General features: G+C 65.1%; 31 protein-coding genes and 1 pseudogene. 22 read left to right on the top strand and 10 right to left on the bottom strand.

Annotated features, from left to right (window positions below; translation table 11 throughout):
• Nucleotides 1-2: 2 nt before the first annotated feature.
• Nucleotides 3-419, top strand: coding sequence for an N-acetyltransferase family protein (locus ASD35_RS27660; protein WP_369819237.1), 417 nt, complete (start codon nt 3-5; stop codon nt 417-419).
• 397 nt (nt 420-816) lie between these two features.
• Here the strand turns inward: ASD35_RS27660 and ASD35_RS18285 are convergent, their stop codons facing one another.
• Nucleotides 817-1035: a hypothetical protein gene (locus ASD35_RS18285; protein ID WP_056876404.1), complete on the bottom strand. Its 219-nt coding sequence runs from the start codon at nt 1033-1035 to the stop codon at nt 817-819.
• A gap of 54 nt (nt 1036-1089) precedes the next feature.
• Here ASD35_RS18285 and ASD35_RS18280 point away from each other — a divergent pair, with 54 nt between their 5' ends.
• From ASD35_RS18280 to ASD35_RS18255, 6 genes are all read left to right on the top strand, one after another.
• Nucleotides 1090-1410 carry a hypothetical protein gene (locus tag ASD35_RS18280; protein WP_056876403.1) on the top strand — a complete coding sequence of 107 codons (321 nt, stop codon included), beginning with the start codon at nt 1090-1092 and terminating at the stop codon, nt 1408-1410.
• Nucleotides 1410-2315 (top strand): hypothetical protein, encoded by a 906-nt coding sequence (locus ASD35_RS18275; protein WP_056876402.1) that lies wholly within the window; start codon nt 1410-1412, stop codon nt 2313-2315. Before ASD35_RS18280 ends, ASD35_RS18275 begins: the two co-directional genes overlap by 1 nt.
• A 105-nt stretch (nt 2316-2420) precedes the next feature.
• Nucleotides 2421-3212: a HipA family kinase gene (locus ASD35_RS18270; RefSeq protein WP_157275651.1), complete on the top strand. Its 792-nt coding sequence runs from the start codon at nt 2421-2423 to the stop codon at nt 3210-3212.
• Nucleotides 3213-3219: 7 nt separating this feature from the next.
• Nucleotides 3220-4137 (top strand): hypothetical protein, encoded by a 918-nt coding sequence (locus ASD35_RS18265; protein ID WP_056876400.1) that lies wholly within the window; start codon nt 3220-3222, stop codon nt 4135-4137.
• Nucleotides 4138-4153: 16 nt separating this feature from the next.
• Nucleotides 4154-5557: a methylamine utilization protein MauJ gene (gene mauJ / locus ASD35_RS18260; RefSeq protein ID WP_056876399.1), complete on the top strand. Its 1404-nt coding sequence runs from the start codon at nt 4154-4156 to the stop codon at nt 5555-5557.
• Nucleotides 5558-5568: 11 nt separating this feature from the next.
• Nucleotides 5569-6339 (top strand): serine protease, encoded by a 771-nt coding sequence (locus ASD35_RS18255; protein ID WP_056876398.1) that lies wholly within the window; start codon nt 5569-5571, stop codon nt 6337-6339.
• Nucleotides 6340-7016: 677 nt separating this feature from the next.
• On the opposite strand, the gene ASD35_RS18245 is transcribed toward ASD35_RS18255, so the two are convergent.
• Nucleotides 7017-7331, bottom strand: a complete 315-nt coding sequence (locus ASD35_RS18245) for an H-NS family nucleoid-associated regulatory protein (protein WP_162254492.1) — start codon at nt 7329-7331, stop codon at nt 7017-7019.
• 515 nt (nt 7332-7846) lie between these two features.
• Between ASD35_RS18245 and ASD35_RS18240 the strand changes: the two genes are divergently transcribed.
• Nucleotides 7847-8131, top strand: coding sequence for a hypothetical protein (locus tag ASD35_RS18240; protein ID WP_056876395.1), 285 nt, complete (start codon nt 7847-7849; stop codon nt 8129-8131).
• Nucleotides 8128-9150, top strand: a complete 1023-nt coding sequence (locus ASD35_RS18235) for a hypothetical protein (protein ID WP_056876394.1) — start codon at nt 8128-8130, stop codon at nt 9148-9150. Before ASD35_RS18240 ends, ASD35_RS18235 begins: the two co-directional genes overlap by 4 nt.
• Nucleotides 9151-9315: 165 nt before the next feature.
• Here ASD35_RS18235 and ASD35_RS18230 read toward each other — a convergent pair whose 3' ends face one another.
• The 6 genes from ASD35_RS18230 to ASD35_RS18205 form a co-directional block, all read right to left on the bottom strand.
• Nucleotides 9316-10212, bottom strand: a complete 897-nt coding sequence (locus tag ASD35_RS18230) for a serine protease (RefSeq protein WP_056876393.1) — start codon at nt 10210-10212, stop codon at nt 9316-9318.
• Nucleotides 10213-10223: 11 nt separating this feature from the next.
• Complete coding sequence (locus ASD35_RS18225) at nt 10224-11630, bottom strand: dsDNA nuclease domain-containing protein (RefSeq protein WP_056876392.1); 1407 nt, start codon at nt 11628-11630, stop codon at nt 10224-10226.
• A complete protein-coding gene (locus ASD35_RS18220) occupies nt 11627-12097 on the bottom strand; it encodes a Mov34/MPN/PAD-1 family protein (protein ID WP_056876391.1) in 471 nt (156 codons plus the stop codon). The genes ASD35_RS18225 and ASD35_RS18220 overlap by 4 nt, the downstream gene beginning before the upstream one ends.
• Nucleotides 12094-13815, bottom strand: a complete 1722-nt coding sequence (locus tag ASD35_RS18215; RefSeq protein ID WP_056876390.1) for a ThiF family adenylyltransferase — start codon at nt 13813-13815, stop codon at nt 12094-12096. The genes ASD35_RS18220 and ASD35_RS18215 overlap by 4 nt, the downstream gene beginning before the upstream one ends.
• A complete protein-coding gene (locus ASD35_RS18210) occupies nt 13815-14843 on the bottom strand; it encodes a nucleotidyltransferase (RefSeq protein WP_056876389.1) in 1029 nt (342 codons plus the stop codon). Before ASD35_RS18210 ends, ASD35_RS18215 begins: the two co-directional genes overlap by 1 nt.
• A gap of 249 nt (nt 14844-15092) precedes the next feature.
• Nucleotides 15093-15368 carry a hypothetical protein gene (locus ASD35_RS18205; RefSeq protein WP_157275650.1) on the bottom strand — a complete coding sequence of 92 codons (276 nt, stop codon included), beginning with the start codon at nt 15366-15368 and terminating at the stop codon, nt 15093-15095.
• Nucleotides 15369-15744: 376 nt separating this feature from the next.
• Here ASD35_RS18205 and ASD35_RS18200 point away from each other — a divergent pair, with 376 nt between their 5' ends.
• From ASD35_RS18200 to ASD35_RS18150, 11 genes and pseudogenes are all read left to right on the top strand, one after another.
• Nucleotides 15745-16086: a hypothetical protein gene (locus ASD35_RS18200; protein ID WP_056876387.1), complete on the top strand. Its 342-nt coding sequence runs from the start codon at nt 15745-15747 to the stop codon at nt 16084-16086.
• 190 nt (nt 16087-16276) lie between these two features.
• Nucleotides 16277-16735 (top strand): annotated as a pseudogene (locus ASD35_RS18195) (efflux RND transporter permease subunit); the annotation flags it as partial.
• A gap of 235 nt (nt 16736-16970) precedes the next feature.
• Complete coding sequence (locus ASD35_RS18190; RefSeq protein WP_056876385.1) at nt 16971-17297, top strand: helix-turn-helix transcriptional regulator; 327 nt, start codon at nt 16971-16973, stop codon at nt 17295-17297.
• Between the two features lie 12 nt (nt 17298-17309).
• A complete protein-coding gene (locus ASD35_RS18185; RefSeq protein WP_056876384.1) occupies nt 17310-17804 on the top strand; it encodes an arsenate reductase ArsC in 495 nt (164 codons plus the stop codon).
• A gap of 7 nt (nt 17805-17811) precedes the next feature.
• On the top strand, nt 17812-18315 hold the full coding sequence (locus tag ASD35_RS18180; RefSeq protein ID WP_056876383.1) for an arsenate reductase ArsC: 504 nt from the start codon (nt 17812-17814) through the stop codon (nt 18313-18315).
• A gap of 2 nt (nt 18316-18317) precedes the next feature.
• Complete coding sequence (locus ASD35_RS18175) at nt 18318-19010, top strand: MIP/aquaporin family protein (protein ID WP_056876382.1); 693 nt, start codon at nt 18318-18320, stop codon at nt 19008-19010.
• On the top strand, nt 19003-19734 hold the full coding sequence (gene arsH / locus ASD35_RS18170) for an arsenical resistance protein ArsH (RefSeq protein WP_056876381.1): 732 nt from the start codon (nt 19003-19005) through the stop codon (nt 19732-19734). Before ASD35_RS18175 ends, arsH begins: the two co-directional genes overlap by 8 nt.
• 105 nt (nt 19735-19839) lie before the next feature.
• Entirely contained in the window at nt 19840-20337 is a 498-nt protein-coding gene (locus ASD35_RS18165) for a MarR family winged helix-turn-helix transcriptional regulator (protein ID WP_056876380.1), read from the top strand.
• Nucleotides 20328-22211: an arsenic resistance N-acetyltransferase ArsN2 gene (gene arsN2, locus ASD35_RS18160; protein WP_082580269.1), complete on the top strand. Its 1884-nt coding sequence runs from the start codon at nt 20328-20330 to the stop codon at nt 22209-22211. The genes ASD35_RS18165 and arsN2 overlap by 10 nt, the downstream gene beginning before the upstream one ends.
• A gap of 2 nt (nt 22212-22213) precedes the next feature.
• Nucleotides 22214-23419, top strand: coding sequence for an MFS transporter (locus ASD35_RS18155; protein WP_056876379.1), 1206 nt, complete (start codon nt 22214-22216; stop codon nt 23417-23419).
• Nucleotides 23416-23952 (top strand): arsinothricin resistance N-acetyltransferase ArsN1 family B, encoded by a 537-nt coding sequence (locus ASD35_RS18150; RefSeq protein WP_056876378.1) that lies wholly within the window; start codon nt 23416-23418, stop codon nt 23950-23952. The genes ASD35_RS18155 and ASD35_RS18150 overlap by 4 nt, the downstream gene beginning before the upstream one ends.
• Nucleotides 23953-23999: 47 nt before the next feature.
• On the opposite strand, the gene ASD35_RS18145 is transcribed toward ASD35_RS18150, so the two are convergent.
• Entirely contained in the window at nt 24000-24785 is a 786-nt protein-coding gene (locus tag ASD35_RS18145; protein WP_056876377.1) for a sulfite exporter TauE/SafE family protein, read from the bottom strand.
• Between the two features lie 114 nt (nt 24786-24899).
• A complete protein-coding gene (locus ASD35_RS18140) occupies nt 24900-25235 on the bottom strand; it encodes a YnfA family protein (RefSeq protein ID WP_200956071.1) in 336 nt (111 codons plus the stop codon).
• 350 nt (nt 25236-25585) lie between these two features.
• Here ASD35_RS18140 and ASD35_RS18135 point away from each other — a divergent pair, with 350 nt between their 5' ends.
• Nucleotides 25586-25945 (top strand): hypothetical protein, encoded by a 360-nt coding sequence (locus tag ASD35_RS18135; RefSeq protein ID WP_157275649.1) that lies wholly within the window; start codon nt 25586-25588, stop codon nt 25943-25945.
• Between the two features lie 9 nt (nt 25946-25954).
• Nucleotides 25955-26425, top strand: a complete 471-nt coding sequence (locus ASD35_RS18130; protein WP_056876375.1) for a helix-turn-helix domain-containing protein — start codon at nt 25955-25957, stop codon at nt 26423-26425.
• Nucleotides 26426-26429: the final 4 nt, after the last annotated feature.

The raw sequence follows: 26429 nt of genomic DNA, 5'->3' as shown, positions 1-26429 counted from the left end.
AAGTGGTGGCAGCGCATGGTTGCTACCGGGCGGACGACGCTGCGCGGCGGCCCTCATACGCTGCTTGGGTCCGCCCTCGGATAGAGGCTGGCAGCTATGTTGGCGTGCTCGCCGTTGACGGCGACGTGGTCGTGGGCGGTGCCGGCGCCGTGCTGCTGGACTGGGGTCCGACGCGTGCAAACCCCGGCGGGCAGATGGCGCGCGTCGTGAACGTGTTCACCTTGGAGAACTGGCGCAGGCGAGGCATCGCTCGTGCGCTGCTTCAAGAGGTGCTGCGGCGTTGCGAAGACCTGGGGGTTTGCGAACTCAACCTCGGCGCGACCGAGGCCGGCCGCGAGCTGTACCGCTCGCTTGGCTTCAATGAATATCCGGCAGAGATGCGGCGCCGGGTGAGTCCCCCTGTTCCGCCACGCAGCTAGGGCAAGTCACTCGCTCCAGCCAGCTGCCTGCCGAACCCGCCTCGCCCAGGTGAACCACTCGTCGAATGAGCTGAAGACAGCGGGGCTCGGGGCGTAGTACCCAGCCGCGCCTCGCTCGCCAAGCGCATGGTCTGCTTGGTCTAGTTGAAGTCGGCCAGCCGCCAAAGACGTTGCAGCCGAGCTGGGGTGGTCGGCCAGCGACTTCGTCTCTTCTGCCGATAGCGCGGTCAGCAGTGCGCAATAGCCTGCTTGGTACGCGGAACTCGCAGCTGAATAGGAAGGGCGGCCTCGCGCGTCGGCCTGCAGCGCGAACCGCCAATGGTCGTCACTCTGCCGCCGCAGCGCTGCCACCCGCGTGGCGGCGTCAGGTGCTGGGTGCTCTGCTGCGGCGCTCATGTCATTCTTCGTTGGTTCCAGCAACCGGCTTACGGAGCTTCGCGGCCAGCTCAACCCGGCCGCCGTTCACGTACATCGTCCCGTCAACGACCTCGATGAGCATGTCGCCCCATTGGCTGTTCCAGACGTAGCGCAGCACGCCCTCGGTGGCCAGGCCAAGCTCAGCCTGAGGGGTAGGCTCAGCACGCAGCAAGACTTCGGGCAGCAGCGGGGCATTCATGGGAAATACTGTATAAAATAACAGTATACGCCCGCAATTCTGGCGGGCAAGTGCATGAGCCCAGAACCAATCGTCCTCGAGGCGCCCGCCGAACTACGCCTGGCGTTGGAACCGCTGCTACCAACGCTCGTAGGGCAGGGCGTGGAGCGGCTGGTCGTGTTCAGCTACTGCCGGCCTGGTGAGCCCAAGTTTTGGTTGGCCTACCTGTTCGTTGATGGCAAGAGGCACAGCCTCGGCACGCCGGACTTGCTGACCCTGCCACTCGATGCGCAGGTGCTAGACCTTGTCCGGCAGCTCGAAACTTTCCGAGTGCCTCCGACATCGCTTGCCGCCGAGCTGTTGGGCACATTCATCCCAGCCAACAACACTGACTGATGAATCTTGAAATCGCTCGTAGTGCAGTGCGCGAAGCGTTGGAGTCGCTGACGTCTCCGGCGAGTTTCCAGCAACGTTTGACGTACGCAGGACTGGCGCTGGCCGGCTTGCGAGTCGACGGACTGCCGCCAGAACTCGCCGTGCGGGCCACGGTCCTTGAGCGCGCGTTCTGCAGCTGGCCTGACAGCCTGCCGGTGGGAGACGAAGGCACCGTTGAGCAGCTTGTGCGGATGCTTCCAGAGCAACGACAGCGGGAGCTGGTCTCGATGGTCACCAGCGTGCACGGTGCCCTCTGCGAGCTCGCTGGCGCTATGCCGCGCTTTGCGCAGGTGCCAGATGCCGTGGGTGCGGACTTCGTCCTCCCCGAAGCGGACCGGTGGGAGTTCTTGTATTGGCAGCTTTCCCATCACGACTCGCCGCAGCAGCGGGCCCAGTATGTCCGGTACGCCCAGGGGTTCTTGCCGAACTTCCCGGCCGACGCTCTGCTCGAATGGCCTGGCCGGCATGGGTATCAAAGCATGCATCGTTGGGCTTTCCTCGGGCTGGAGAACCTGCGGTTTGAGTTGCAGCGCTGGTCTATTCAGGACTTGAAGCGCATCCGCGCCTACGACGATGGCTTCATTGACGTCGGGCCTGACTCGCATGGCGCGTACCACGTGGGCCGGCAGGGCGACTGGGCAGCCGAACAGATTCGGCAGCATGGCACTTGGGGTGCTCCCATCCTGGTGCTGTCGCACAGCGAAGAGTTAGAGCTCGAACACCGGGTCAAGCTGGCCCCGGGCTTCACCCTCATTGAAGGGCACACACGCCTCTCGCGGATGCTGAACATGCCGACGAACGAGCGCCGCGATGACGGGCACCAGGTGCTTGTTGTCCGTCGGCAAGCCCGGACGTCCGCGACCTGACGTATGCCTATAGGGCGGACTTCGGCTCAGCGAAAACGCCGACGGTAGAACGATGACATTCCACCTTAGCGTGTGTAACACTGATGCGCAGGGAGGACTCTGCGCATGCCGTCAATTGCACTGCTAGCAGCCGGAGCGAAGCTCAAGCGCCAAGAATCAGGCGCTGGCGTCAACTCAACGTTGATTGGGGATGTCCATTTGCTGGACTCCTCGACGAAGCCGGCCTACGTCAAGTTGCTCGAAGGCCGTCGTTTTGCCAACGAACTTCTGGCGCTGGAGTTGGCCGCCAGGCTCGAACTGGCGGTACCGCAGGCGTTCGTCGTGCGGATTCGACGCCGCGACCACGAGGAGCTGTTCGAGAAACTGGGCCTGGCCTTCGATGAGGTCTATGGCTTCGGCACCGCGGCGCTGGCGGCCAGCTCATTGGCTCGGTCCTTCAACGTCAACGACCCGAACTTCATCAAGTGGTTCTTCGTCACGCTGAAGCAGTGGAAGGACATCGTCGCCTTCGACGCCTGGGTCGCCAATGAGGACCGGCATACCAACAACCTGCTAATCGACAAACAGCTCAAGCTTTGGCTCATTGACCATGACCTTGCGCTGGGTGGACGGCGCGATATCAGCACCCTTGTGCCTGAAGCAGTCACCACCAACAGGTTGGTGAATGATTTCGGCACGTTGGTCGATGTGCGGCACCGCCATGAGGTCGTTGACGAGTGCCACCGCTTTCAGGCAGCGGCCAACGCCATCGACGTTTCGGCAGCAGCTGCGGCGAGCGAGGCTGGCCTGTTTGTCAGCGAACAAGAGCTGAATCAACTCATCCTATACGTGGAGCGACGCCGCGCCCTGGTGCCGGGTCTCCTGGCCGACGCGCTTGGCGTCTCCCTACTTACGTGAGCGCCACATGATTCCAGTCAAACCCATTGCCCTGCAGTTTCCGGACCCCGAGTGGTTCAAGCCGGTGAGCATCCTGCCGCTGTATGTTGAACCTGTCGTTGATTCGGGCGAGCGCCTGTGCGTAGCGGTGCTGGCCAAGGACGCCGAGCGCACCAAGAGCTTGCCGGTGCCAAGCCTGCGCCGGCTGCGGTGCCTGTATGGCGATGCTTACCGCACGCTCGAAATGGCGGCGGTCTACTCCTTGAAGGCGCTGGAAGTTCATGTTGCTGAGCACGGCATGACCGACGAAGGCGTTGCATCGTGGGTGTCACCAGTCGACGGCATGGCCGTGGGCCCGGTGCGGCACACCACCAGCCGGTCCCTCGACTACGCGCTCGAGTACTACTTGCGCCGCTACTCATCCTTGGCCGCCACGGCGAACGTGCAAGACGATGAAGCGAGGGAAGAGCGCAGCGCCAGCATGTCCGGCTCGCGGTTGGAGCGCCTGGTTCGAGAAGCCGTGCTTGAGGCCAAGCCTACCTTCTCGGACCGGTTCGACCGGAAGTACTGGGTCAAGGAAGGCGCGAGGCCGCTGCGCTTGGCGTTCGCAGGCGAGCACCTTGTAGCCAACTTCGCGTTGCTGCATCCGACGGTGTTGTCTGGCGCCGTGCGGCTGTCGAAGGCCAAGCTCTGGGACCTGGCTCAAGCGCGCGACGGCGTGACGGCGGGCTGGTTCGGCGAGGACCGACCGATTTCATTTGAGCTGCTGCTCCAGCGACCTGACGACAAGGACCCGATGGTCAGCGAGCGCGGCCTGGCGCTGGTCAGCGAGGCGTTCGAGGAGCTGGAGGCTGAGGCCGACAAGCTCGAGCTACGCAGTCGTTCGTTGGCCTCGGCGGCAGCCATGGCGACCTTCGTCATCGAGCAGGAATTGCTCGCGGCCTGACTGGCGCAACACACCGATGCAGACGCCTTACGTCCCGCATCTTCACGGGGACGCCGCGCAGGCGAAGCTCCGGTCGAAGCAAGGCTGGCTGACCGTCGGGGTGGCCTCGTCGATTCCTTGGCCCCAAGAAGATGTCTGGGTGCTGTACGACGGCCACGAATACGTGTTGCGCGGCAAGAAGGCCGGCGAAGAAAACCAGTCGCCCTGCATCTCAACGCCTTGTTCCCGCGGTGACCTGGACGTCGCAAAGACGCGCGCCTATCTTTTCGCGTCGGTGCTTGGGTGGTTCAAAGGAGGGCATGTCGACGTGACGGGCAGCGTCTGGGGCTCTGGGCCTGTGCGATACGGCTCGCGCGATACCTTCACAACCACGCTCGACGGCACGAAGTTCTTTGACTGCAACTACATGCCCGTCATCCGAGACGACCAGGTGCGGAAAGCCTTGGCCTTTATGCGCGAGGGCAGGCGCCTGCGGCATATCCATGAGCCCTACTCGTTCCTGAGCTTCTTCAAGGTCGTCGAGTCGCAGTTCAACTCCAAGGACCGCGTGGCCTGGATTGGCGCCAATCTTGATTTGCTGGATGGCGACGCCGCGAAGCGGGTGGTGGAACTGAAAGGGCAGGGTGTCGATGTCAGCAAGCACCTGTTCGATTCGGGTCGTTGTGCTGTGGCCCATGCCAGTCTGAATGGGGCCATCGTCGACCCGGACATTCCAGCAGACCGCCGCCGCATCGCCGAGGACCTTGATGTCATTGCCGGGCTTGCGAGCCGGTACATCAAGGTCGAGGCCGGCGTGCCCGACGAAATGGAACTCTACGAGAAGCGTGACCGCACGACACCGTGGCACTCACTGCTTCCGGCGGAAACCCTCGCCCGGCTGCAGGCCGGCGAAGAGGTGGACGACCCTGCCGCGCTTGGTCCGCTAGAGAACAACAAGGTCTCCGTACGCCTGTGGCCGGATGAGGCTCCCGAATGCATGCGCAACATGAAGCTTGCGGCCGAGGCCTATGAGCCCGGCGTGGTCTTCTTCCTTGCTGTCAGCGAGCGCGAGACCCTGGTGCTGCGCTTTGCTGTGGATTTCGCAAACGGGCGGGTTCATACGCTGCTGGAGGAGGGTGGGCTGACTCAGCAGTTCAACGAAGTCACAGAGGCGGAAGTCGAACACTTCACGCGCTATTTCCACAGCGTGATTGGGAACAGGTTGGTCGAGCTCTGCGTCGACGGTGTCGACCCCGTGCCTTGTGAGGTTGTCATTCCCATGAACATCATTCCCCAGGCGCCGGAGAAGATGGTCGCGATGGCGTTGGAACAGTTCCGGCAGCGCAAGGCGCAGGCGGCCGCCGCGGCGGCAACAGCAGGTGCGGCGGATGGGGTGCCCGCCTCATCTGGAGCAGATGGTCCTGAAGGGCCGGCCAAGTAAGGCGCAGCCACGTGTGGGAGAAGCCCAAGACCCCTGAGGAAGCCAAGGCGTTGGCCGCTGGTCCCGCTGGCGTCGAGTTTGAGAAGTTCCCGCTCAAGTTCGCCATGCCGGCCTACTTCGGCGCCCGGCCGCAGCCTGGGAAGCCAGTGACGGTCAACAGCGGCACGGCTTCACTTATCCGAATCAGCGGGCAGCCGTACGCGCTGACTTGCTCACACGTGCTGGAGGGCTACCGCCAGCGCTTGGCCGAGGGCGAATGCATCTTCCAACTCGGCAACTGCGAGCTGAACCCCGTGGCGCAGTTGAAGGCCGAGGACAAAGGCTTGGATTACGCGCTCATCGGGCTGACGGAGGCGCAGGTAAAGGAAATCGCCAAACCCGGCGGACCGTTCGATGGCACATGCTTCTACGAGGTCGGCCAGTGGCCTCCGGGCGAAGTGAAGGAGGGCGACTTTGTCGCCTTCGGTGGATTCCCTGGTGCGCTGCGCAAGGCCGCGTCTTTTGATGAGCTGTCGTTCGGAAGCTTCAGCAGCGGCGCATCTCGAGTCACGTCAGCCCATGAGGACCATCTGGTGTCGCAGTTTGAACGCGAGTTCTGGGTGACGCACGGGCATGAGGCGGTGCCCGAGTCCATTGGCGGCATGAGCGGCGGGCCGGTGTTCGCCATCCGAATCAGCGCCGAGACTGAAATCCTGACCTACGAGTTCGTGGGCCACATCACTGAGATTCACGAGAGCTACGAGCTGCTGTATGTGCGGCTTGCCCGAACTCTTCCGTTTTGATTCAGGAGCACCTCACGCATGCCGATGCTCGCCTTTCTGCCTTGGTTGAACATCAAGGCGCCCATCGTCCAAGGTCCCTTCCACCTCTTCTCACAGGGCGTCGGCGACGTTCCGCCTGATGGCGTCGCCACGCAGGTGTCCGCCGAGACCATCGGCAAGGTGCTCTCACAGTACCGTGAGTCGGCCAACTTTCCTCTGAGGGCGGTCACGGTGCTCCAGTACGACGGCCGTCCGCTGGGCGCTGACTTCGACGAAGCCGAGAGGTCCGCCATATTCCGTTTCGGACAGCACCTTGCTGTCAGTGGCCTCAGCGACCGCCGCTTCATCGGTGGCTTCATGGATGGGTATACGGCCTCGGGGCACTACCAGGTGGTCATCCAGGCTTTTACTGAGCCCTACACCGGGAGCGTCAGCCTGACCCACCGTCGCAAGGACGGTCATTCGAATGTGATGCTGGGCCAAAGCGACGTGCACTTCCTGCGTCCGGCACATCTGGTAGGCCAGGGCGAGCCCAACATCAAACTGCAATTGCTGTCAGCCCTGCAGTCTNGAATCGCGGAGGCCCGTTGGTTTAAGTCAGACGGTCGCGGCCTGACCAGCGCGTTGACGATGGGGGTGATGTCGGTTTTCTTTGAATCGTCGACATAAATCGACAAAACTCAAACACCGACAGTGACTTATCCCGAATATGCGGGGTTCTTGAAATCCTCTAAAGCGGCGCCAGCCAGGATCGCCTCGTTGAGCCAAAGAGGCCGCCGTCCCCTGCCGGACCAGACGTTGCCTGCCCGGTCGCAGTACGGGATGCTTGGGTCCACAGGATCAGGTTCCATCGCTGAGCCGAGTGCTTCCTCAGAGAACACGTCGCGGGGTTCAAGCCCATACTTTTCGACGACCTCCTTCACCAGGTCGATGATCTCTTCCTGCTCGGCTAGGCTCGAAAGCGCTTCCTGCAGACGCTCCTTCATCGCTGTGACGGCTTTGACCTTCGGCATCGTGGCGCTCCATAGCACCGCCCTCGGCGTGCCATGCATTAGGTTTCGATGACTTAGTCTATCCAGCCGTGGCGCAGCTGAACGCACACGACGAGTCGTTGAGCCTGCAGTGGCCGGCCCATCACAATGGCGGCGCGGCCCTGGAGGAACAACCTTGTCACTGCAACAAACGAAGCAGCACCTGCTCACGCTCGTCGCCGACCCCGACAACAAGGTGACCGCCTTGTCGGGCAAATGGGGCACCGGCACAAGACGTACATGTTGACCGAGCTCATGGACGAGACCATGGCTACCGCGCTATCCGTATCCCTGTTCGGGCTACTCCGAGCCTTGGTTTCACAACCACCGGGAGCTGCGCGGCGGTGCCTTCGTCACGCATGCGCGCATGCACCACGCTACCGCAACTTCTTCCAGCCGCACCGGAACGACGTTTTCGCAAGGTTCCGTACCGCGGCGATTTAGCGGTTCGCCCGGGTGCCGACGACAATTCGGCACCTTCACGAGAAAGCCACCTCATGGCGTCAGGCGTCTACAAGTTCTTTGCGGACGAGAATTCCATCAATCGGTTCATGTCGAAAAACATGCCGAGCACGGATGCGCTGAGCGCGCTTGCGCGCTGGACCAACGCCGCTGCCGGCCGCAGCTTCGACAAGCTGGAAGACACGGACGACCACATAGTGGCGCGCCTGTCTTGGAGCGATGAAGACGATAGCGCCGGTGGCAGCCTGCAAGGATTGCTGCTGTCTCTTGGGCTGGAGCACGAGTACCTGCCGTCCGGCCATCCGACGAAGGGTGCATGAGCGACACCGACGAGCAGTCGGCGCAAGCCCTGCCTGAAACCTCCATGCCGCAGGTGCTGGTGGTCGACACCCACGGCATCGACGCACCGGAGGCCGAGGCGGTCGTCGCGGAGGCCGTGCGCGGCGCGGTCGAGCACATCGGCAGGATGGTGGACCTCTCGACCCTGGACGGCGTCACTGTCGCGGCCGACCATGGCGCCGCCATCAAGGACCTGGACCGCGGGCATCCCGACCTGCGCGCTGTGTCCGTCACCAACGGCAACGCCGTGGGAATGGGCATGACGGTCATGGTGGTCAGGGAAGGCCAGTTGAGGTCACACATCTTCCTCGGGCTTCAGGCGGTCGCGCCTCTTGTCCTGCCGGATCGCCCAAGTGACTACGCTGCACATTTGATCGCCCACGAATGCACGCACGTCGAAGTGACTGCCCGGTTTGACCGCTGTTTTCCCGGGCACCTCCTGAACCGCAACCTCAGCGTCGTCGAGGAGATCCGCTGGGACGTGGCGCTCGGCTGCATAGACGAATACCTCGTGACCCACATTTGCGCCACAGCCGGCGCCGACATGACGGAACCCTACGAGGTCCTTTTCCTCGAGGCTCTGGCGCAATGTCCGGCTGAGGCCAATGACGCAGTCCGCGCTTTTGCCGGGCATGGCGACAGGTTCCAAGCGCTGCAGGGCGTGCTCAGAGCCTATGGCACGCTGATCAAGCGCGCGGCCTATCACCTCGGCAACCTTGACGGTCATGGCAAGTCGACCGACGACCTGCCGCAGACGCAGGACGCCTTGGCCAAACACTGGCTGGGGCCCTACATCCTGCGATTTCACGAGGCATTCAAGCGGACCGCCAGCGGCTATGGCAAGTGGCCGGACGCCACGCCTTTCATGGAGATCGCCATCCTCTACGAGGAGCTTCTCGCTGAGGTGGGTGTGATCTACGAGGAAACCGGCCGCCGCCGCCTATGGATCGATCTCTCCGGCGCCGTGGCGCGCGTGAGTCTCCAACCGGCCAAGGGCTAGGCTGCTTCGGGCTGTCCCTTCGGCCGCTCGGAGGGATCTGGAATGAGATCGGCCAGCCGGCGCCGGTAGTCGGGTGCTCGGTCCCCGCGAAGCGCTCCCACCCCACAGGAAGCTGGTCAACGTCACGCACGACATCCTCGTGCCGGACACTTCTCCGTCAACGGCTCAGGTGGATGCCCGTTCCGCTTGTTGGCCCTGAGGCACGTCCGGCTGGCCAGCAGCGGTTGCTGCAGCGGCCTGACGGGCTGCGTTGTCAGCGATAGCGGCGTCGAACAGTTCGCCGAGCACGGACACGTGCCAGACGATGCCGATGTCCGACTCCTCATTGACCCGGCCGGAGTAGATGCCGAGAAACTCCCACGTTGGATTTGGATCGAGGCTCGCCACAGGCCTGCCTTCGCGCATCGTCCTTGCGCCCTGCACGCGGAAGGCAATGACGGGGGAACCCGACTGCCCTTGGCGGCTCCTGCAGTCGATGAAGAACTTTGGGCGCTCGGGGGACATAAACGTCAGATCCTGCGCCAGGAAGCCGGTCGCCCAGATCGGGAAGCGCGCGTGGCTGGCCAGCCCAAACGGGAAGCCAATGACGCTCACCGGCTCTGCCGGAGACAGCACCATTTGCTTCCGGTCGAGGTCACCGTCCAAGTAGTACGGAATCCGTGCGACGTCGCTGCCCCAGGACAGGTTCAACGCAACCACGTCTGCATCCGCGCCCAGCCGCGGATGTTCGATCCAATAGGGCTCACTAGTATTTCGGTACAGAGGCAGGCGAATCTGCTTCCACTCGCGCAGCGCCGTTCCCTCCTTGTGGAAGTGGATGACGATGGCGTTTGGCACTGCGCCATGCTTCTTGTCCAGCGGCTTTCCGGTCACCTGGTGTCGGCCGGTGACGACGTGGCGGTTGGTGAGCAAGACGCAGGGCGTGTCCATCGATCTCGTCAGGAGAAAGCCAGTAGTCGAACCGAGGAGCTGGTCGTCGAAATACGCCTCGATGAAAAGCGATTTCAGCGACGGGATCTCGATCTGCGGTTCGCTGAGGGGGGCTTCGCTGGGCTGATCCATGCCGCGGCCTATCACTGAGTCAGGAGCGCCGTCGGCTGGTAGGCGTTGACCACCCAGTCGTACAACTGGATCGGGCCGACGCCGTTGAGGCGGTGGCCGAGCGCCATCGCGAAGACGGACGGCGCCTTCACGAAGAGATGGATGCGCTGCAGTTGATGCGCGGCGCGGAAGGCGACGAGGGCCGCCTTGGCTTCATGAACGGCGGTATTCAACGCCGGCAGCCCATCGATGACGCCTGCACCCTCGATGTGCAGCTGTGGCGCGCCGGCTAGGCCAAAGTTCACCGCCGACGCAGCGACATCGGCGCGGCCAGGATAGGGGAAGCTGATCGACACCACGCCTTCCTGGCCGACGCCGGCGATCTCAATCGGCGGTGTGAAGAACGCGGCTGCTGCACGGTCGTGCTTCGCCGTGTCGAAGGCGGCACCGGCGTTGTGTTCCATCTGCAGCGTGAAGCCGCGCGTTGCCGAAAAGCAGTAGCCGACGGTAGCTGCCAGCGACATCCGCTGCTTTGCCGACAGAGCCACCGCGGTGCGAGCCCGGCTGGCGTGCAAAAAGTCGGCCACGCCCTTGATTTGGGATTGCAGGTCTGCCCAGGCCTGGCCACCCAACTGGCCACGGGCATCGCCATTGAACCTGCCGACGTCGAGCGAGAGTTGCTCGATGTTCGACGACGCGAACGGCAGAAGCTGAACCGCGCTGGCAGCGGCCAGCCACGCTGCGGCCTGGTCCGGCGCACATTGCACCAGCGCTGCTTCCAGGTCGCTCCGATGGACGACGCCTTTGACCGACTGGTCGATCAATGTCCTGCAGCGGGTCTCGAAGGCAGCGTTCTCCTTGCCGCGCATGTCATCGAGCACAGGCACGTGGCGGCTGCGAGCCGCCAAGAATGCGCCGCTGACGTTGTTGTCGATGTACTGCGTGAAGGCCACCCGCTCCCTCACGAAGCGCGCGATCGAAGCGGTCTGGCCCATGGCGATGATCGCGTCCTCGACTTCCTGCTGGGCCGCCAGCAGGATGGCGGAGTCCGGGTTCAGGGAGGTGGCCACGCCGCGCAGGCGGTCCAGCTTGCTGAACAGCGGCGAGAAAGTGCCGGCGTAGTCGCCGCACACCAGAACAAACCGAACGAATTCGTCGGGAGAGGCGTCGTGCATCTGGACGAAGCGTGCGACCTCGGCCCAGACTTCGTTGACGGTGAGCTGGTCACGCTTGGCCTCGATGGCCGTGCAGACCGTGCCGCCGCTCGGGCGGTGGTAGCGGAGTTCGATATCCCCCAAACATTCGCTGACGACGTGGCTGAAGGCGCCCTGGGACAGGAGTTCCGGGATCTTCTCCAACAGGTAGGCATCCTGGTACTCGAAACCCACGCGCGCGACGACGCCTCCGGTGGCCTGGCGTTCAAACAGCGGTGAATTCACAGAGGGCCTTCAAAGACAAGGGTGGACGCGGTGACCGTGCCGTCGGGTAGATAGGTGTGCGCGCTGCCCTCCAGGCGGCCATTGCGGCCGAGCTTGAAGATGAGCAGCACGACGAAGGTGGCGCCGACCTTCGGGTTGGTGACGATGTCGAGCATCGAGCGGTGGTCGGTGCCGCTGGGCTGAACCGAGAAGCTCGGGTGCGAGTGCCATTCGCCGAGATAATTGAACCTGGTGTAGTCGTGGCCGGACTGCTTGAAGAACTGGCCGAGCGCACGCAACGCCGAGCGCGTACCGCGCACGAAGCTGGCGAACCGGCCGCCGCCTTGGACGGTGAGGTGTCGCACAGCGAAGTGGTTGTGCCCTACGTGTTCGCCCATCAACACGCCACCACACTCATTCGTGCCAGCGTCCTGCAGCGCGGTGACAAGGGTGTGTTGGACGTCGGACGGCACGTTGACCGTGATCATGCCGGCGCGGCCTGGAATTTCGACATGACCTCCTTGAGCGCCTCGATGTCGATACCGAGCTCCTGCGCCGTCGGCTCAGCATTTGCGGGGGCCGGGCAACCAATCTGGTGGGTGTCGAAGGGAGCTTCGAAGATCCAGGCCTGCTGGAAACCAATCAGGTAAGCCGGAACCGGGAAGCGATAGGGGGCACCGCACAGCCCGTCAACGATGAACTGCGTCATAGACGCGGCCAGCTGGCTGACTTCAGCATCACCGGCCACCAGAACTTCCCCATCTTCTTCGGCCTCGTAGCCTTGCGCCCGCTTGAACGGCGCCTCAGGCTGCTGGGCGAGGTAGTCGTGGATGGCCGCCCGAACCGTAAGAGGGTCTGCATCGTGACCCGGCAGGCTGCGGGCCATCAGCGCGCCGATGCCGCCGGCGAACACCTCGCCCCAGGCGCAGGCGACCTTGCGGCGCGTGCAGATGGCGGCGATCGACGAGAACACCCGCGGGTTGGCCGTGGCGTCAATGACCAGGTCACATGCCGCGACCTGCTCTAGCACGGCCGTGTTCAGTGAAGCACTCTCCTGGCCGGCAAACCGGAAGGCCTTGCTCTGGATTTCGGCGTCGGGGCACACCAAGAGCATCGCCGCCTTGAGCGCCTCGGCCTTGCCGTGTCCCACCGACCGCCAGTCCAGCTGGTGTCGTACCAGGTTGCCCGGCATCAGCACGTCGTCGTCGACCAGGGTGAAGCGGGTGACCCCTGATCGCGCAAGCGACAGCGCTACCTTGCTGCCGAGCGAGCCGCAGCCGACGATGGCGACGCGCTTCTGCCCTAGCACCGCATGGCGCTCGGGTTGGCGGGCGCGCTGATCGCTCTTGGCCTCCAGCACAACGTAGTCGTAGGCGTGCGGGCTCTCACCCGCGCTGAATGCGATCGGTCGAAGGTCGCCTTGCGCATTGACCAGCAGGAGGAACCACACGCGGTCATCGTCGTCTGGCCACGGCCATGCGCCCTTGGTTTTCAGGAAGTCGCGCGCCGCGGCGGGCGTGCAGCAGGGGTTGGGAAGGCTGGCCCATTCGTCCACCTTAACCACCCAGCCGTTGCGGATCCAGGTCATATCGGGGCTGCCAATTTCCGGCGGCAGCCCGGCCAGCAGCGGATCCGTGTCCTCGCCCACCTTGGTCGGCAAGGTCACCAACGTGGCCAGGCGGCCCGTCGTCGCGGTCACCAGAGGGATGGTCGTGCGAGGGGAAGCCGTGATCGCCGCCGTGAGCTCCGAGGTGGCCAGGAAGCGCGTCACTTCGCCGCGCATGCGCTGGCCCAGGGTCAGGTCGTGCCGCGACGGCGCTTGGATCCCCACCAGCGTGCCGAGCTTTTCGTAGACCAGCAAGAGGATGGTGCTGCGGACAAGATCAGCGCCGGTGACGCTTGGAACCCAGTTGTCGGGGCCCCATTCCAAGCACAGCGTGCCGGTGGCGGGATAGCGATGAGTGCTCCAGGCCTCGTCCTGGTTGCGAGGGCGCACATAGGCGGGGGCTTCGGGGAAGAGCGCGGGGTAGACGAGTTCGGCCGCGTAGACCTTGTCTTTCACCGTGAAATCGAAATGGACGCGGACGTCGTGGTCCGGCGTCATGCCCCACTGGATGCTGTCGAGCATGCTCAGCTCAGCGACGAGCGCATCCAGCGCGCGCACCTCTTCGCGCATGCGCTGGGTCTGCTCGACAAGGAGTCGCATCAGGCGAAGCCCGGCGGCTTGTTGGGCGGTGTCACGGCGCGGGCAGGAAAGCCGATGCCCAGGCCGCCGGCCGCGGCGGTAGCGGCTGAGGCGGGTGCAGCGTCGCGCAGCAGGCTGCCGCTGCGTGGGGCGGACTTGCGGAAGCGGTCACCGAACACTTGCTGCCACATGCCGAGCGCCTTGTCGGCGTCCGGCTCCTTCTGCGCGCGCCGGATGAGCTTGGCGTGCTTCTCGGCCATGTCGTAGAAGCGCTTGAACTCGTCGGCTTGCACGCGCGAGAAGACGTTGTTGCCCTCGACGCTGGGGTCGGCCAGGCTCGGGACCGTGCCGAGCAAGGCGTTCCAGGCGTATTCCGACACGATGCGTTCCAGCAGCTTGACGAAGAGCTCCTCGTAGCGGGTTTCTTTGTAGTCCATCAGCTCGGCCACGATGGTCTCGAGGATGAAGCCCTTCGGCCGGCGCAGGTTGGGCAGGTTTTCGCGGCGCCACCACTTCACCAGCTTGACCAACGGCTTGAAGTTGCCATTGGCCTTCTTGTTGATCTTGATTGCCCAGTCAGTGTGGCCCATGGGATTGGTGGGGATCCATTCCTGGGTGCTCTTGTCCGCGATCAGCCAGCCGCCGGTTTGCCAGGGGTTAGGGATGATGGGCACAACGTCCATCTCGACGCTGGTGAGCGTGACGCAGATCGAGCGACGGTTGGATTCGACGCTGGCGTAGCCCAGGCTCTTCACCGCCCTGTGCAGACTCTTGATGACATCGCTGGGGGTGTCGGTGCGCTTGTGCTTTGTGACGACGATGATGTCCACATCCGGGCGGCGCAGCACGCCGTTGGTCATGCGCGGGCGCAACGCCGTGTCACGCGCATAGGACCCCGACAGGAAAGTGTTGTCGTGGATCAGGCTGTAAGTCGCATGGCCTGCGAGGTTGGCCCGAAGGGTGTTGTGGGCGGAACTGCACACCGCCGTCGTGCTGGGGCTGGGCTCGATCTCCCGCAGGAAATCGATGAACTGCTGCTGCGTGGGCATCGATGCCTTTCATTAGCACTCGCGACCGGCGAGTGATGACACTATATGCAGGGTCGAATTGCGATTCAACCACTATATATAGTGTTCTATCTGAGGCCACCCCGAGAGCCACACCATGCGCGACAGCGACTTCTCCCGCACCTGCATCGGCTCCAAAAGCATGTGCGGGCGCGTCACCGCTGATCAAGCGCCGTCCAACTCAGGGAGTTTTCCCTGGTCGGCCGCAAGCCCCCTGGCCACTGGTGAAGGTCAGGCGGCTACCAACTCGCGGCGCAGCATCTCGACCGAGCTCATGCGCGACGTCCGCTCTTCCTGGTGAGCCCGGTGCTGAGCTTCTTGCGCCAGCGACTGACTCAGCTTGGCCTGCAGGTCCTCTCTGGACGCAATCGTGCGCCGAGCTGCCCGGATGGTCGCGGCGAACTGAGAGCGCAGGATCAGCATCTGCTTCAGAGCACCGTCATGCCTGGCGGGAAAGACTGCCCACCAGTTGATGATGCTGTCGACGTCTTTGAGGTCCAAGAACATGGTGGCTCTAGTGGTCAGTGCCCCGAATTGAAGGGGCATGAAGATACTGTAATTGCATACAGCACCTCACGCAAGCGCAGATAGGAGATAGGCAGTGAGCCGTCCACCGCGGCGCCCCGCTTGTCGTCGGTGCCGCAGCCGTCATTGCTCGCCGGGGGATCAGGACCGCGAAAAAGCTGCGAAGGCGCTGGCAGCTGCGCCAGCGACATCGCCGGCAGCCCACCCGCTGCCGCACCCGCGATTTCACTACCCAACCCCGGGGCGCATCCATAGGACCCTCGCCACAGGCCTCGGTGAACCGCGGCTCACGAACCTGCAGCGACGCGCCCATCTCGGGTTCCCGGTGGGCGGCGCACGAAAGATTGACACTCGCGCCATGAACGAAATGTCGTATGCCGACGCGCTCGATGCGGGGCTTGAGCCCATCTCGTATCGAGCCGATGTAGTGGAGTCCCTGGGAGAGGGCCAGTTCGGTGGCTGCTTGGATGCCCTTGTGTGGTCGAAGCGCCAACCCTGCCTGATGGCGCTGTTGACCCTGGACACCGGCGTCCGCGTCCAAGTGGTTGGCTTCCAGCGGCATACACGGCGAGACTTGCCCGAGTACCTTGGGTTTCGTTTGTTGATTCCCGGCCAGCGTGTCACGCTAGTGATCGATCAAGGAGTGCGCGGAGGGCTCCGACCGTTGGTGATTGCAGAGGCTGCTGTCGCTGCGACGTGATTCGCCAGTGCGCAACCCAAGAGGGGACCGATGAACAAGGAAGACCTGCTCAAGCTGCTTGGCAACCACGAAGGCGACTTCGTCGAGCGCAAGGTGGAAGGCGCTCGCGACTCGGAACTACGCCAGACCGTTTGTGCTTTCGCCAACAGCGTGCCGGAGGGTCGCGTCGCCGTGCTGTTCGTCGGCATCCCTGATAAGACAGGTGCCGTTCTCGCTAGCGGGCGGCTTTTGGCTGATCTGGGTGTTGGGGCATGCGATCTCGGTCGCGACAGCGGTCGGCTTCATCGCGCTGTCGGGCGTGGCGGCCGAGTTCGGAGTGGTGATGCTGGTCTACCTGAAGCAGGCCTACGAGCAGCGCCTGGCGGCCGGTGCCGAGGACGACGAACACACCCTTCTGGCGGCAATTCGTGAAGGCGCGGTCCAGCGCGTGCGCCCCAAAGCAATGACAGTCGCCGTGATCATGGCCGGCTTGCTACCGGTGCTCTTTGGCCACGGCACCGGCTCCGAGGTCATGACCCGCATCGCCGCACCCATGGTCGGCGCCATGGTCAGCGCGCCGCTGCTGAGCATGTTCGTCATCCCTGCGGCGTGGTGGCTGCTTCACAGGCGGCGCTTGCTCTGGAAGGCCCCGGCAGCGCTGCTGGTCTGAGGCGAAGTTTTGCTCGGGCACCAGGTTGAACGGCAGTCCCGACCCAAGGATCACCCTAGGAGCCTGGATAGTGTTCGTGCGGCTACCGCGCCATTCTCAGGCCGACGAAAACAGGCTGCGCCAACTTTCGGCCGACGGCCGCTCAGACCATCGTCTGAGAGGTGCATGACCGTCAGTTCAAGCTAGCCAGCCAAAGGTTCTTGCGCAACTTCCATCATTCGACAATAATCAAATCATGGAAGAAAACGACGTCATCAAAGGCCTCGCCGCCCTGGCCCAGCCGCTGCGCCTGCAGGTCTTTCGCGCCCTGGTGGTCGTTGGCGATGCGGGTCTGACCCCTGGCGCCATCCACGAAGCCTTGGGAACGCCACCAGCGACCTTGTCCTTCCACCTGAAGGAACTGGTCAACGCCGGCCTGGTTACCCAGGAGCGTGCCAGCCGCAACCTGATCTACCGCGCCAACTACGAGCGCATGAACGGGTTGCTGAGCTACCTCACCCAAAACTGCTGCCAGGGCGAAGCTTGCGCCGTGGACTCCACCGCCGTTTCCTGCGACTGCTGACCGGAATTCGCCATGCTTGACAACACCTTCAACGTCCTCTTCATCTGCACCGGCAACTCGGCGCGCTCCATCCTCGCTGAGGGTCTGATGAACAACCTGGGCGAGCGGCGCTTCAAGGCCTACTCGGCCGGCAGCCGCCCGACCGGCGTCGTCAACCCGCTGGCGTTGCAGACACTGGGATCGCTGCACATCCCGACCGACGGCTTTCGAAGCAAGGGCTGGGACGAGTTCGCCGTGGCTGGCTCGCCCATCATGGACTTCGTCTTCACCGTCTGCGACTCGGCCGCCGGCGAGGTCTGTCCTGTGTGGCCTGGCCAACCCATGACCGCTCACTGGGGCGTGCCCGATCCCGCGGCCGTGGAGGGCACCGAGGCCACCAAGCTCCAGGCTTTCCGCGACGTCGCCATCACCCTCAAGCGGCGCATCGAGTTGCTGCTGGCGCTGCCCATCAACAAGCTGGAGCCGCTGGCCATCCAGCACGAAATCAAGCAGATCGGCACCCGCTGAGCCTCCTATGACCACCCACGTCCTCATCCTCTGCACCCATAACTCTGCCCGTAGCGTCCTCAGCGAGGGCATGCTCAATCACTGGGCGAAGAAGCTCAGCCGCGACGTGCAAGCGCACAGCGCTGGCAGCGCTCCGAGTGGGCGCATCAACCCCTTCGCCGTCGAGGCGCTGAACAACGCTGGCATCGACACCGCGGGCTACTACAGCAAGAGCTGGGACGAGTTCAGCCAGGACGGCGCGCCGCCCCTGTCCATCGTCATCACCGTCTGCGACAGCGCCGCGGCCGAGCAGTGCCCAGTCTTCTTCGGGGGCAACAGCCAGCCGGTGAAGGTGCATTGGGGCTACCCGGATCCGTCCAATGCAGAGGGTGGCGATGAAGGCAAGCGCCGCGCCTTCGAGCTGACTCGTCAGGCCATCGGCTATCGGATGCTGCAGTTGCTGCAGCTGCCGCTGGACACGATGAGCAAGGCCGAGCTGCAGCAGGCCCTCGTCGAGATCTCGAAGGCCTGACCATGAGCCTGTCCCGCAAGTTCCTCGCCGAAGGCCTGGGCACCGCGCTGCTGCTGGCTGTGGTAGTCGGCTCCGGCGTCATGGCCGAGCGCCTGTCCGGCGGCAACGTCGCCATCGCGCTGTTGGCCAACACGCTCGCGACCGTGGGGGGCCTCTACATCCTCATCGAGGTGTTCGGCCCCATCAGCGGCGCTCATTTCAACCCCGCCGTCAGCGCCGTCATGGCCTGGCGCGGCGAAATGCCGGTGGCCGCCCTGGCGCCCTACATCGCGATCCAGCTCATCGGCGCCATGCTGGGTGCTTGGCTCGCGCACGCCATGTTCGACATGACCATCGTGCAGTTCTCCACCAAGCTGCGCACCGGTACCGGCCAATGGATCGCAGAGGGCGTCGCCACCTTCGGCCTGCTGCTCGTCATCCTGCGCGCGCCCGGCTCCCGCGTGGCCGCCATGGTCGCCGCCTACATCGGTGCGGCCTACTGGTTCACTGCATCGACGTCTTTCGCCAACCCGGCCGCCGTGTTCGGCCGCATGTTCAGCGACAGCTTCGCCGGCATTGCGCCCACCAGCGCACCGGGCTTTGTCATCGCTGAGCTGATCGGCGCCGCCCTGGCCGTGGGCGTCCATCAACTGCTGTCCGCGCCGGCCGCCGCTGCAGCCACTTCGACCACCGCTGGCGAGGCACGCCATGTCTGAGCCCCTGTTCGCTGACGCCACCTTCCCGGCGCTGCGCGCCGACCTGTTCGACGTGCCCACCCAGGAGCGGCTGGCCGTGCTGGCCCCGTCGCAGCATCGGCCGCGCATCCTCATGCTGTACGGGTCCCTCCGCGAGCGTTCCTACAGCCGGCTGTTGACCTTTGAGGCCGCCCGCCTGCTGGAGGCCATGGGCGCCGAGGTGCGCATCTTCAACCCCAGCGGCCTGCCGCTGCCTGACGACGCACCCGACACCCACCCCAAGGTCCAGGAGCTGCGTGAGCTTGCCGCCTGGTCGGAAGGCATGGTCTGGACCTCGCCCGAACGCCACGGCGCGATGACCGGCGTCATGAAGGCCCAGATCGACTGGATTCCGCTGTCATCGGGCGCGGTGCGGCCCACCCAGGGCAAGACGCTGGCCGTCATGCAGGTGTCCGGCGGATCGCAGTCCTTCAACGCGGTCAACCAGATGCGCGTGTTGGGCCGCTGGATGCGCATGCTGACCATCCCCAACCAGTCGTCGGTGGCCAAGGCCTTCGGCGAGTTCACCGAGGACGGTCGAATGAAGCCCTCGTCCTTCTACGACCGCGTCGTGGATGTGATGGAGGAGCTGTTCAAGTTCACGCTGCTGACCCGTGACCTGGGTCCGTACCTTGTGGACCGCTACAGCGAGCGCAAGGAGAGTGCTGATGAGCTGTCCAGGCGTGTGAACCAGCGCGCCATCTGACACCCGACGGGGCCGATGTCCCGTTTCTCTGGCCCAGGTAGTTGCTATTGACAACGAAGAAGGTGAGGCCCAACATGCGCCCAGATAGTTGCTACCCACATCCAAATGAACGAATCCAGCTCCGCCAGTCTGTTGCGCGAAGTTGCCCGCATGTACACCCGCGCCCAGCGCGTCGTGGCCGACTGTTGCCGCACGACCAACACGCAGTGCCACCTGCTGACCGAGCTGGGGCGCTCCGGGCCGCTGCCGCTGTCCGAGCTGGGCACGCGGGTCAGCCTGGAGAAGAGCTGGGTGTCGCGTGCCGTGGAGGCCATGGCAGCCCGTGGCTTGGTGACCAAGGAGCCGAACCCGTCCGACGCAAGGAGCTGGCTCGTCACGCTCACCGCCGAAGGCGAGCGCACCGTCCGTGAGCTGAACCAGACCCTCGACGAGCACGCCCAGCGACTGCTGGCGTCCTTGAGCGCCCGCGAGCGCGACGCCGTCGAGAACTCATTGCTGACGCTCCTGAAGGCCCTGCGCGAAGACCCGGCTGCCATGTGCTGCCTGCCGCCCCAAGCAGAAGCCCTGAAGGAGCCATCCAAGGATTCCAAACCATGTTGCTGAACAACTCCATCTCCCTGCGCCAAGCCGGCGCGTCTGACTGGCCCGCCGTCGAAGCCCTGCTGCTGGCCAACAAGCTACCCACCGATGGCGCGCAAGCGCATCTACCCACCTATCTGCTCGCCACGAGCAATGGCGAGGTCGTCGGCTGCGCCGGCGCCGAGGTCTACGGCCAGGTTGCGCTGCTGCGCTCGGTCGCCATCGCACCCGGCCTGCAGAAGCAAGGCATCGGACGTCTGCTGGTCGAGCGGCTCCTGCTGGAGGCACGCTCCCGCGACATCGCGGCGCTGTACTTGCTAACCGTCACGGCGCCGGAGTACTTCGCGCAGTACGGCTTCAAGCGCATGAAGATCGAGGACGCGCCTCAGGCGCTGAAGGCCTCGGCCGAGTTCCAGGGTGCCTGCCCAGCCTGCGCCGCGCTGATGGCGCTGACGCTGCGCGACGCGCCGGCTGTCGATGCCGGTCTGCCCGTGGCGGTGCTCGGTGCCGGGCCCGTCGGCCTCGCTGCCGTGGCCCAGCTCGTGGAGCGCGGCCTTCCGTTCGTCGCGCTGGAGGCCGGCGAGCAGGTCGGCGCCAACCTGCGCGACTACGGCCACGTGCAGCTCTTCTCGCCCTGGCAGTTCGACGTCGACCACGCCATGGCCCGGCTGCTGGCGCCCACCGGTTGGACCGCGCCGCCGGCCGCCGAGTTGCCTCGCGCTGGCGAGGTCGCCGAGCGGGTGATGCAGCCGTTCGCAGCGCTGCCCCAGGTGGCGCCGTTCATCAAGCTGGGCGCGCGCGTGCTGGCAGTGAGCCGCGAGGGCTTCGACAAGGTGAAGAGCGCCGGCCGCGATCAAGCCGCCTTCCTCGTGCGCTACGAGCAGGACGGTCAGGTGCTGGAGCTGCGCGCCAGCGCCGTCATCGACGCGACGGGCACATGGAACCAGCCCAACCCGGTGGGCGCCAATGGTCTGCAGGTGATCGGCGAGGCCGAGGTTCAGGACCGCATCTTCTACGGCATCCCCGATGTGGCCGGCGCGCTGCGCAGCCGATATGAAGGCAAGCGCACGCTGGTGGTCGGCGCTGGCCACTCGGCCGCGAACGCGCTACTGTCGCTGGCGGAGCTGGCCAAACAATCACCAGCCACACGCCTAGCCTGGGCAGTTCGTTCGCCAGCCCTGCAGCGCGTCTTCGGTGGCGGTGACGCCGACGCGCTGCCCGCCCGCGGCGCACTGGGCGCATCGCTGCGTCGGCTGCGCGACGACGGCGCCTTGGAGTTCTTCAGCAGCCTGCGCGTCACGCGCATCGAGCGCGTTGGCGATCAACTGCGCCTCACCGGCCTGGACGCCAAGCAGCAGTCCGTCGTCGTGGACGGTGTCGACGAGATCATCTGCGCCACTGGCCAGCGCCCCGATCTGTCGCTAACGAGCGAACTGCGCTTGAAGCTGGACACGTGGTTGGAGTCCACCGAAGCGTTGGGCCCGCTGATCGACCCCAACCTGCACAGCTGCGGCACCGTGCGCCCGCACGGCCATCGAGAGCTGGCCCACCCGGAGCCCGGCTTCTATACGGTCGGTGTGAAGAGCTACGGCCGCGCGCCGACATTCCTGATGGCCACCGGCTTCGAGCAGGCACGCTCCGTCGTTGCCGCCATTGCTGGCGACCTGGTGGCGGCGGACCGCGTGGAGCTGGAACTGCCGGAGACGGGCGTCTGCTCGGCCAACCTGACGCCGGCCGGCGCGGCTACAGGCTGCTGCGGTCCTGCGCCTGAAGCCGTGGCGGTTGCGGCACCCGTCGCTGCACCCAAGCGCGGCTGTGGTCCGAGCAGCTGCGGGCCCAAGGCAGTGCCCGAGGTTGCGGCACTGGCTCCTGCGCAAGCCTCTCGCTGCTGCGGCTGACGATGTCGGCCAGCCGCACGCGCGTTGTCGCCACACTGGGCACGGCTCAGACGCTGGCCTGGGCTTCGTCCTACTACCTGCCGGCGATGCTCGCGCGACCGATGGCGGCCGAGTTGGGCGTGTCCCAGCCCACCGTGTTTGCGGCGTTTTCTGCGGCCCTGGTGGTGTCAGCCCTGACCGGCCCGCACAGCGGCCGGCGTATCGACCGCTGGGGTGGTCGGCCGGTGTTGATGGTCACCAGCGTGCTGTTCGCGCTGGGCCTCGTGCTGATGGCCGTGGCGGGCGGGCCTGTGGGCCTGTTCGCGGCCTGGGCCGTCATGGGTCTGGCGATGGGCAGCGGGCTCTACGAGGCTGCATTTGCGTCGCTCGTGCGGCTGTATGGCCACGACGCGCGCGGCGCCATCACCGGCATCACGCTGATCTCCGGCTTCGCGAGCACGGTCGGCTGGCCGCTGACCGCGGCGCTTGAACATGCGTGGGGCTGGCGTGGCGCCTGCTGGGCCTGGGCCGGGCTGCACCTGTTGATAGGGCTGCCGCTCAACGCCTGGCTGCCGCGGGCAGAGCAGCCCGTGATGGCCACCGAGGGTAGCGCGACGGCCAGCGCTGAAGCACAGCCCACCGAACCGCCGCTGGCCACCGCCGTGCTGCTGGCCTGGGTGTTCGCCGTGACCTGGTTCGTCAGCACCGCTATGGCGGCCCACCTGCCAGGGCTGCTGGGGGCCGTGGGTACGGCGCCGGGCGCGGTGGTCGCCATCGGCGCGCTGGTGGGACCGGCGCAGGTGGCCGGACGGTTGTTGGAGTTCGGTTTCTTGCGCCGGCTGCACCCGTTGCATTCGGCACGCGTGGCCGCGTTGATGCATCCGTTGGGCGCGGCGCTGCTGGCCGTGCTGGGCGCGCCGGTCGCCGCGGCGTTCGCCCTGCTGCACGGCGCGGGCAACGGCATCCTCACCATCGCCAAGGGCACGCTGCCGTTGGCGCTCTTTGGCACCGCCGGCTACGGACACCGCCAAGGGTTGCTCATGTTGCCGGCACGACTGGCGCAGGCGCTGGCCCCGTGGCTGTTCGGCGTGCTGCTCGCCCATTTCGGCACCGCTGCACTGTGGTTCTCGGCAGGGCTGGCGCTCAGCGCGCTGGCAGCATTGATGCTCATCCACGTACCCGCCCGCACGGCCGAACCGAATACCACCCCGTTGGAAGACATCGCATGAAGATCCGCACCGCCACCCCTGACGACGCCGCGGCAGTGGCCGCCATCTACGGCCCCATCGTGCAGCACACGACGATCTCCTTCGAGGTCGACCCGCCTGACGCTGCCGAGATGCGTGCCCGCATCGAAAAGACGCTGGCCACGCTGCCGTGGCTGGTTGCCGAGGATGCAACCGGAGCCATCTGCGGCTACGTCTACGCCAGCAAGCACAAGGAACGCGCCGCCTACCAGTGGTCGGTGGATACCACCGTCTACGTGCGCGACGACATGCGCGGCCAGGGCGTGGGCCGGTCGCTCTATGCCCGTCTGCTGCCGCTGCTGGCCGAGCTAGGTTACTGCCAGGCCTTCGCTGGCGTGGCGCTGCCCAACGCCGGTAGTGTGGGCCTGCATGAGGCGCTGGGTTTTGAGGCCATCGGGACGTACCGCAACGTGGGCTTCAAGCACGGTGCTTGGCGCGATGTTGGATGGTGGCAGCTCAGCCTTGGCATGCCGGAGGCGCCAACAGTGCCGGCGATGTTCAGCGGCTTGGCATGACAAGGTTTCATCTCATGCCACGTTGCTTCTTTCCTTTCCGGTCTCGACTACTTGTGCCGCCAGACCTTGACCGCCGAGACCACCAGGATGGCAGCCAGTAGCGGCAGCAGCACCGCCGAAGGCATGACCCCGAGCAAGGCCCCGCCGATCCCGGCACCGACCAGTGAGCCAGCGGCCATGACAAGCACGAACTGCTTGTTCTGCCCCAGCACCTGGAAGCTGCTGTCGCGGCTGTAGCGCGTGAAGCCGACGATCATGGTTGGCAGGCTCACCGCCAGCGACAGGCTGCCGGCAAGCTTGATCTCGGCACCGAAGAGCAGGACTAATGTCGGAATCAGCAGTTCACCGCCGGCCACGCCCATCAGCGAGGCCACCACGCCGATGCCGAAGCCAGCCACCAGGCCAGCCGCCCATTGAGCGGGTCCGACCAGCAGCGGCTCACCGTGGCCAGGCAGCCAATGCTCGGCCGCCAGCGCCACGGCAATGAGCAGCAGCAGCGCGGCAATGACCTTGTAGAGGGTCTGGTGGCGCATACGCGTGGCCCAGCCGGCGCCAAGCCAAGCACCCGCAAGGCTGCCGGCCAGCAGGTTGAGGACGGTCTGCCAATGCGCGAGCACGACGTCCAGCGGGACCGTCCGGGTGCGGAACACCAGCGCCGCCGCGACAACGACCAGGCTCATCGCCTTGTTCAGGATGACCGCATGTAGCGCGGCGAACCCGAAGAGGCCGATCAGCAATGGCAGCCGGAATTCGGCACCACCCAAGCCGATCAGTCCTCCCAACGTGCCGATGGCCGCGCCAGCAGCGAACACCGTCGCCATCCCGTTCTTCATTCGATCTCCCGCATGCTTCAGCTGCAAGCCGTTTGCCAGCAACAGGGGCGAAGTGTCATCCCGAGGCACTGCAAATGCGCGGCGGCTGCAGCCGTCGATCAGATCAGACTTGCTCTAGCTCCGACCCTGTGGCCAGAACATGATGACGCCCATGCCGACGAAGCAGATGGCTACGCCCACCAAGTCGCTTCTGGATGGCTCGATCTTGTCCACCAGCCACAGCCAGAGAATGGCAACGCCGATGTAGACCCCGCCGTAGGCCGCATAGACGCGCCCGGCGGCCGTGGGATGTTGGGCCAGCAGCCATGCGAACAACGCGAGGCTCAACGCCGCCGGCAGCAGCATCCAGGGCGACTTGCCCTGCTTCAACCACAGGTAGGGCAGATAGCAGCCGACGATCTCGGCCAACGCCGTCGCGACGAACAAGCCGAAGGTCTTGAGGATTTCCATCAGCTCATTGTCCTCAGACGGCGTTGGCAAGAATCGCTTGCTCCTCAAGTGGCTTGAGGTTCTACCTTGTCGATCTGATCATCAAGGAGCCCTCATGAAACCCTGGAAACTTGCTCTTGGCCTTGGGGCCGCCTGCGCCGCGTGCTGCGCTATCCCGCTGCTGGGCATCGCTGGCGGGCTAGCAGCGTTTGGAAGTGCGCTGTGGGCATGTGCCGACGAGTTCCTGCCCGCTGCAGCCGTCCTGGCCGTGATCGCGCTAGGCCTGCTTGGCGCTTTGTGGTGGAAGCGACGCGACGCCGCCCACCGTGCCAAGTGCGAGTGCGCCGAGGCGTGTTCCACGGAGGCCCAGCATGCTTGCCGCTGAGCCGGCGCCGATTGCCTGCACGTTGGGTCCATCTGAGATGGGGCCTCGCCTGGTGCGGATTCGTCAGCTCACACAGGCGTTTCTGCGCTCTCACGAGCTCAGAGGCTCGACGCTGCACTTGGTCTACGACCCTGGTGTCCAGGACGAGTTGGCGCAGGTCGTGGAACTGGAAAGAAGCTGCTGCACCTTCCTGGAGTTCCGATTGACGTCCAACGCCGACGCCGTTCGACTGGACATCACAGGCCCCGAGCAAAACGCTGCCAGCGCGCGCTGGCTGTTCTCCCAGTTCCTGCCCGCTGCGGAAGCTGAAAGCCGGTCAGGTTCGGGCTGCGGGTGCAAACGCTAAGCTGAGCGCATGAACAAGCCGCCGAACCGCTCCATTGGCGTGGTCGCCCAGCAGACCGGCTGCTCGGTGCCGACGATCCGGTACTACGAGGAGATCGGGCTGCTGCCGCCGGGGCCGCGCACGGACGCCGGCCGGCGGGTCTACGGCGACGCTGCCGTAGGTCGCCTGACCTTCATCCGGCGCTGCCGCGATTTCGGGTTCTCCATCGATCAGGTGCGCGAGCTGGTGAGCCTGGTCGACGAACCCGATCGGCCTTGCGTTGAGGTGCGCGACATCGCGGCGCTGCACCTGGACCAGGTTCGGGAGAAGCTTGCTGAGCTGCAGGCGCTCGAAGCCAACATGACCCAGTTCGTGCAGAGCTGCGATACGGCATGCGCTGGCGGGGCTGCCGTCGACTGCACGATCCTGGAAGACCTCGCTGTGCCAGGCGGTCGAGCGGGCGTTGCAGTCGATCGCAGTTGCTGCACGAGTCAACGCTGACTCT

It is taken from the genome of Pelomonas sp. Root1444 (assembly GCF_001426885.1).
Taxonomy (GTDB): domain Bacteria; phylum Pseudomonadota; class Gammaproteobacteria; order Burkholderiales; family Burkholderiaceae_C; genus Pelomonas.
The sequence above is the reverse complement of the archived record's forward strand: the minus strand, read 5'-3'. Positions and strand labels throughout refer to the sequence as shown.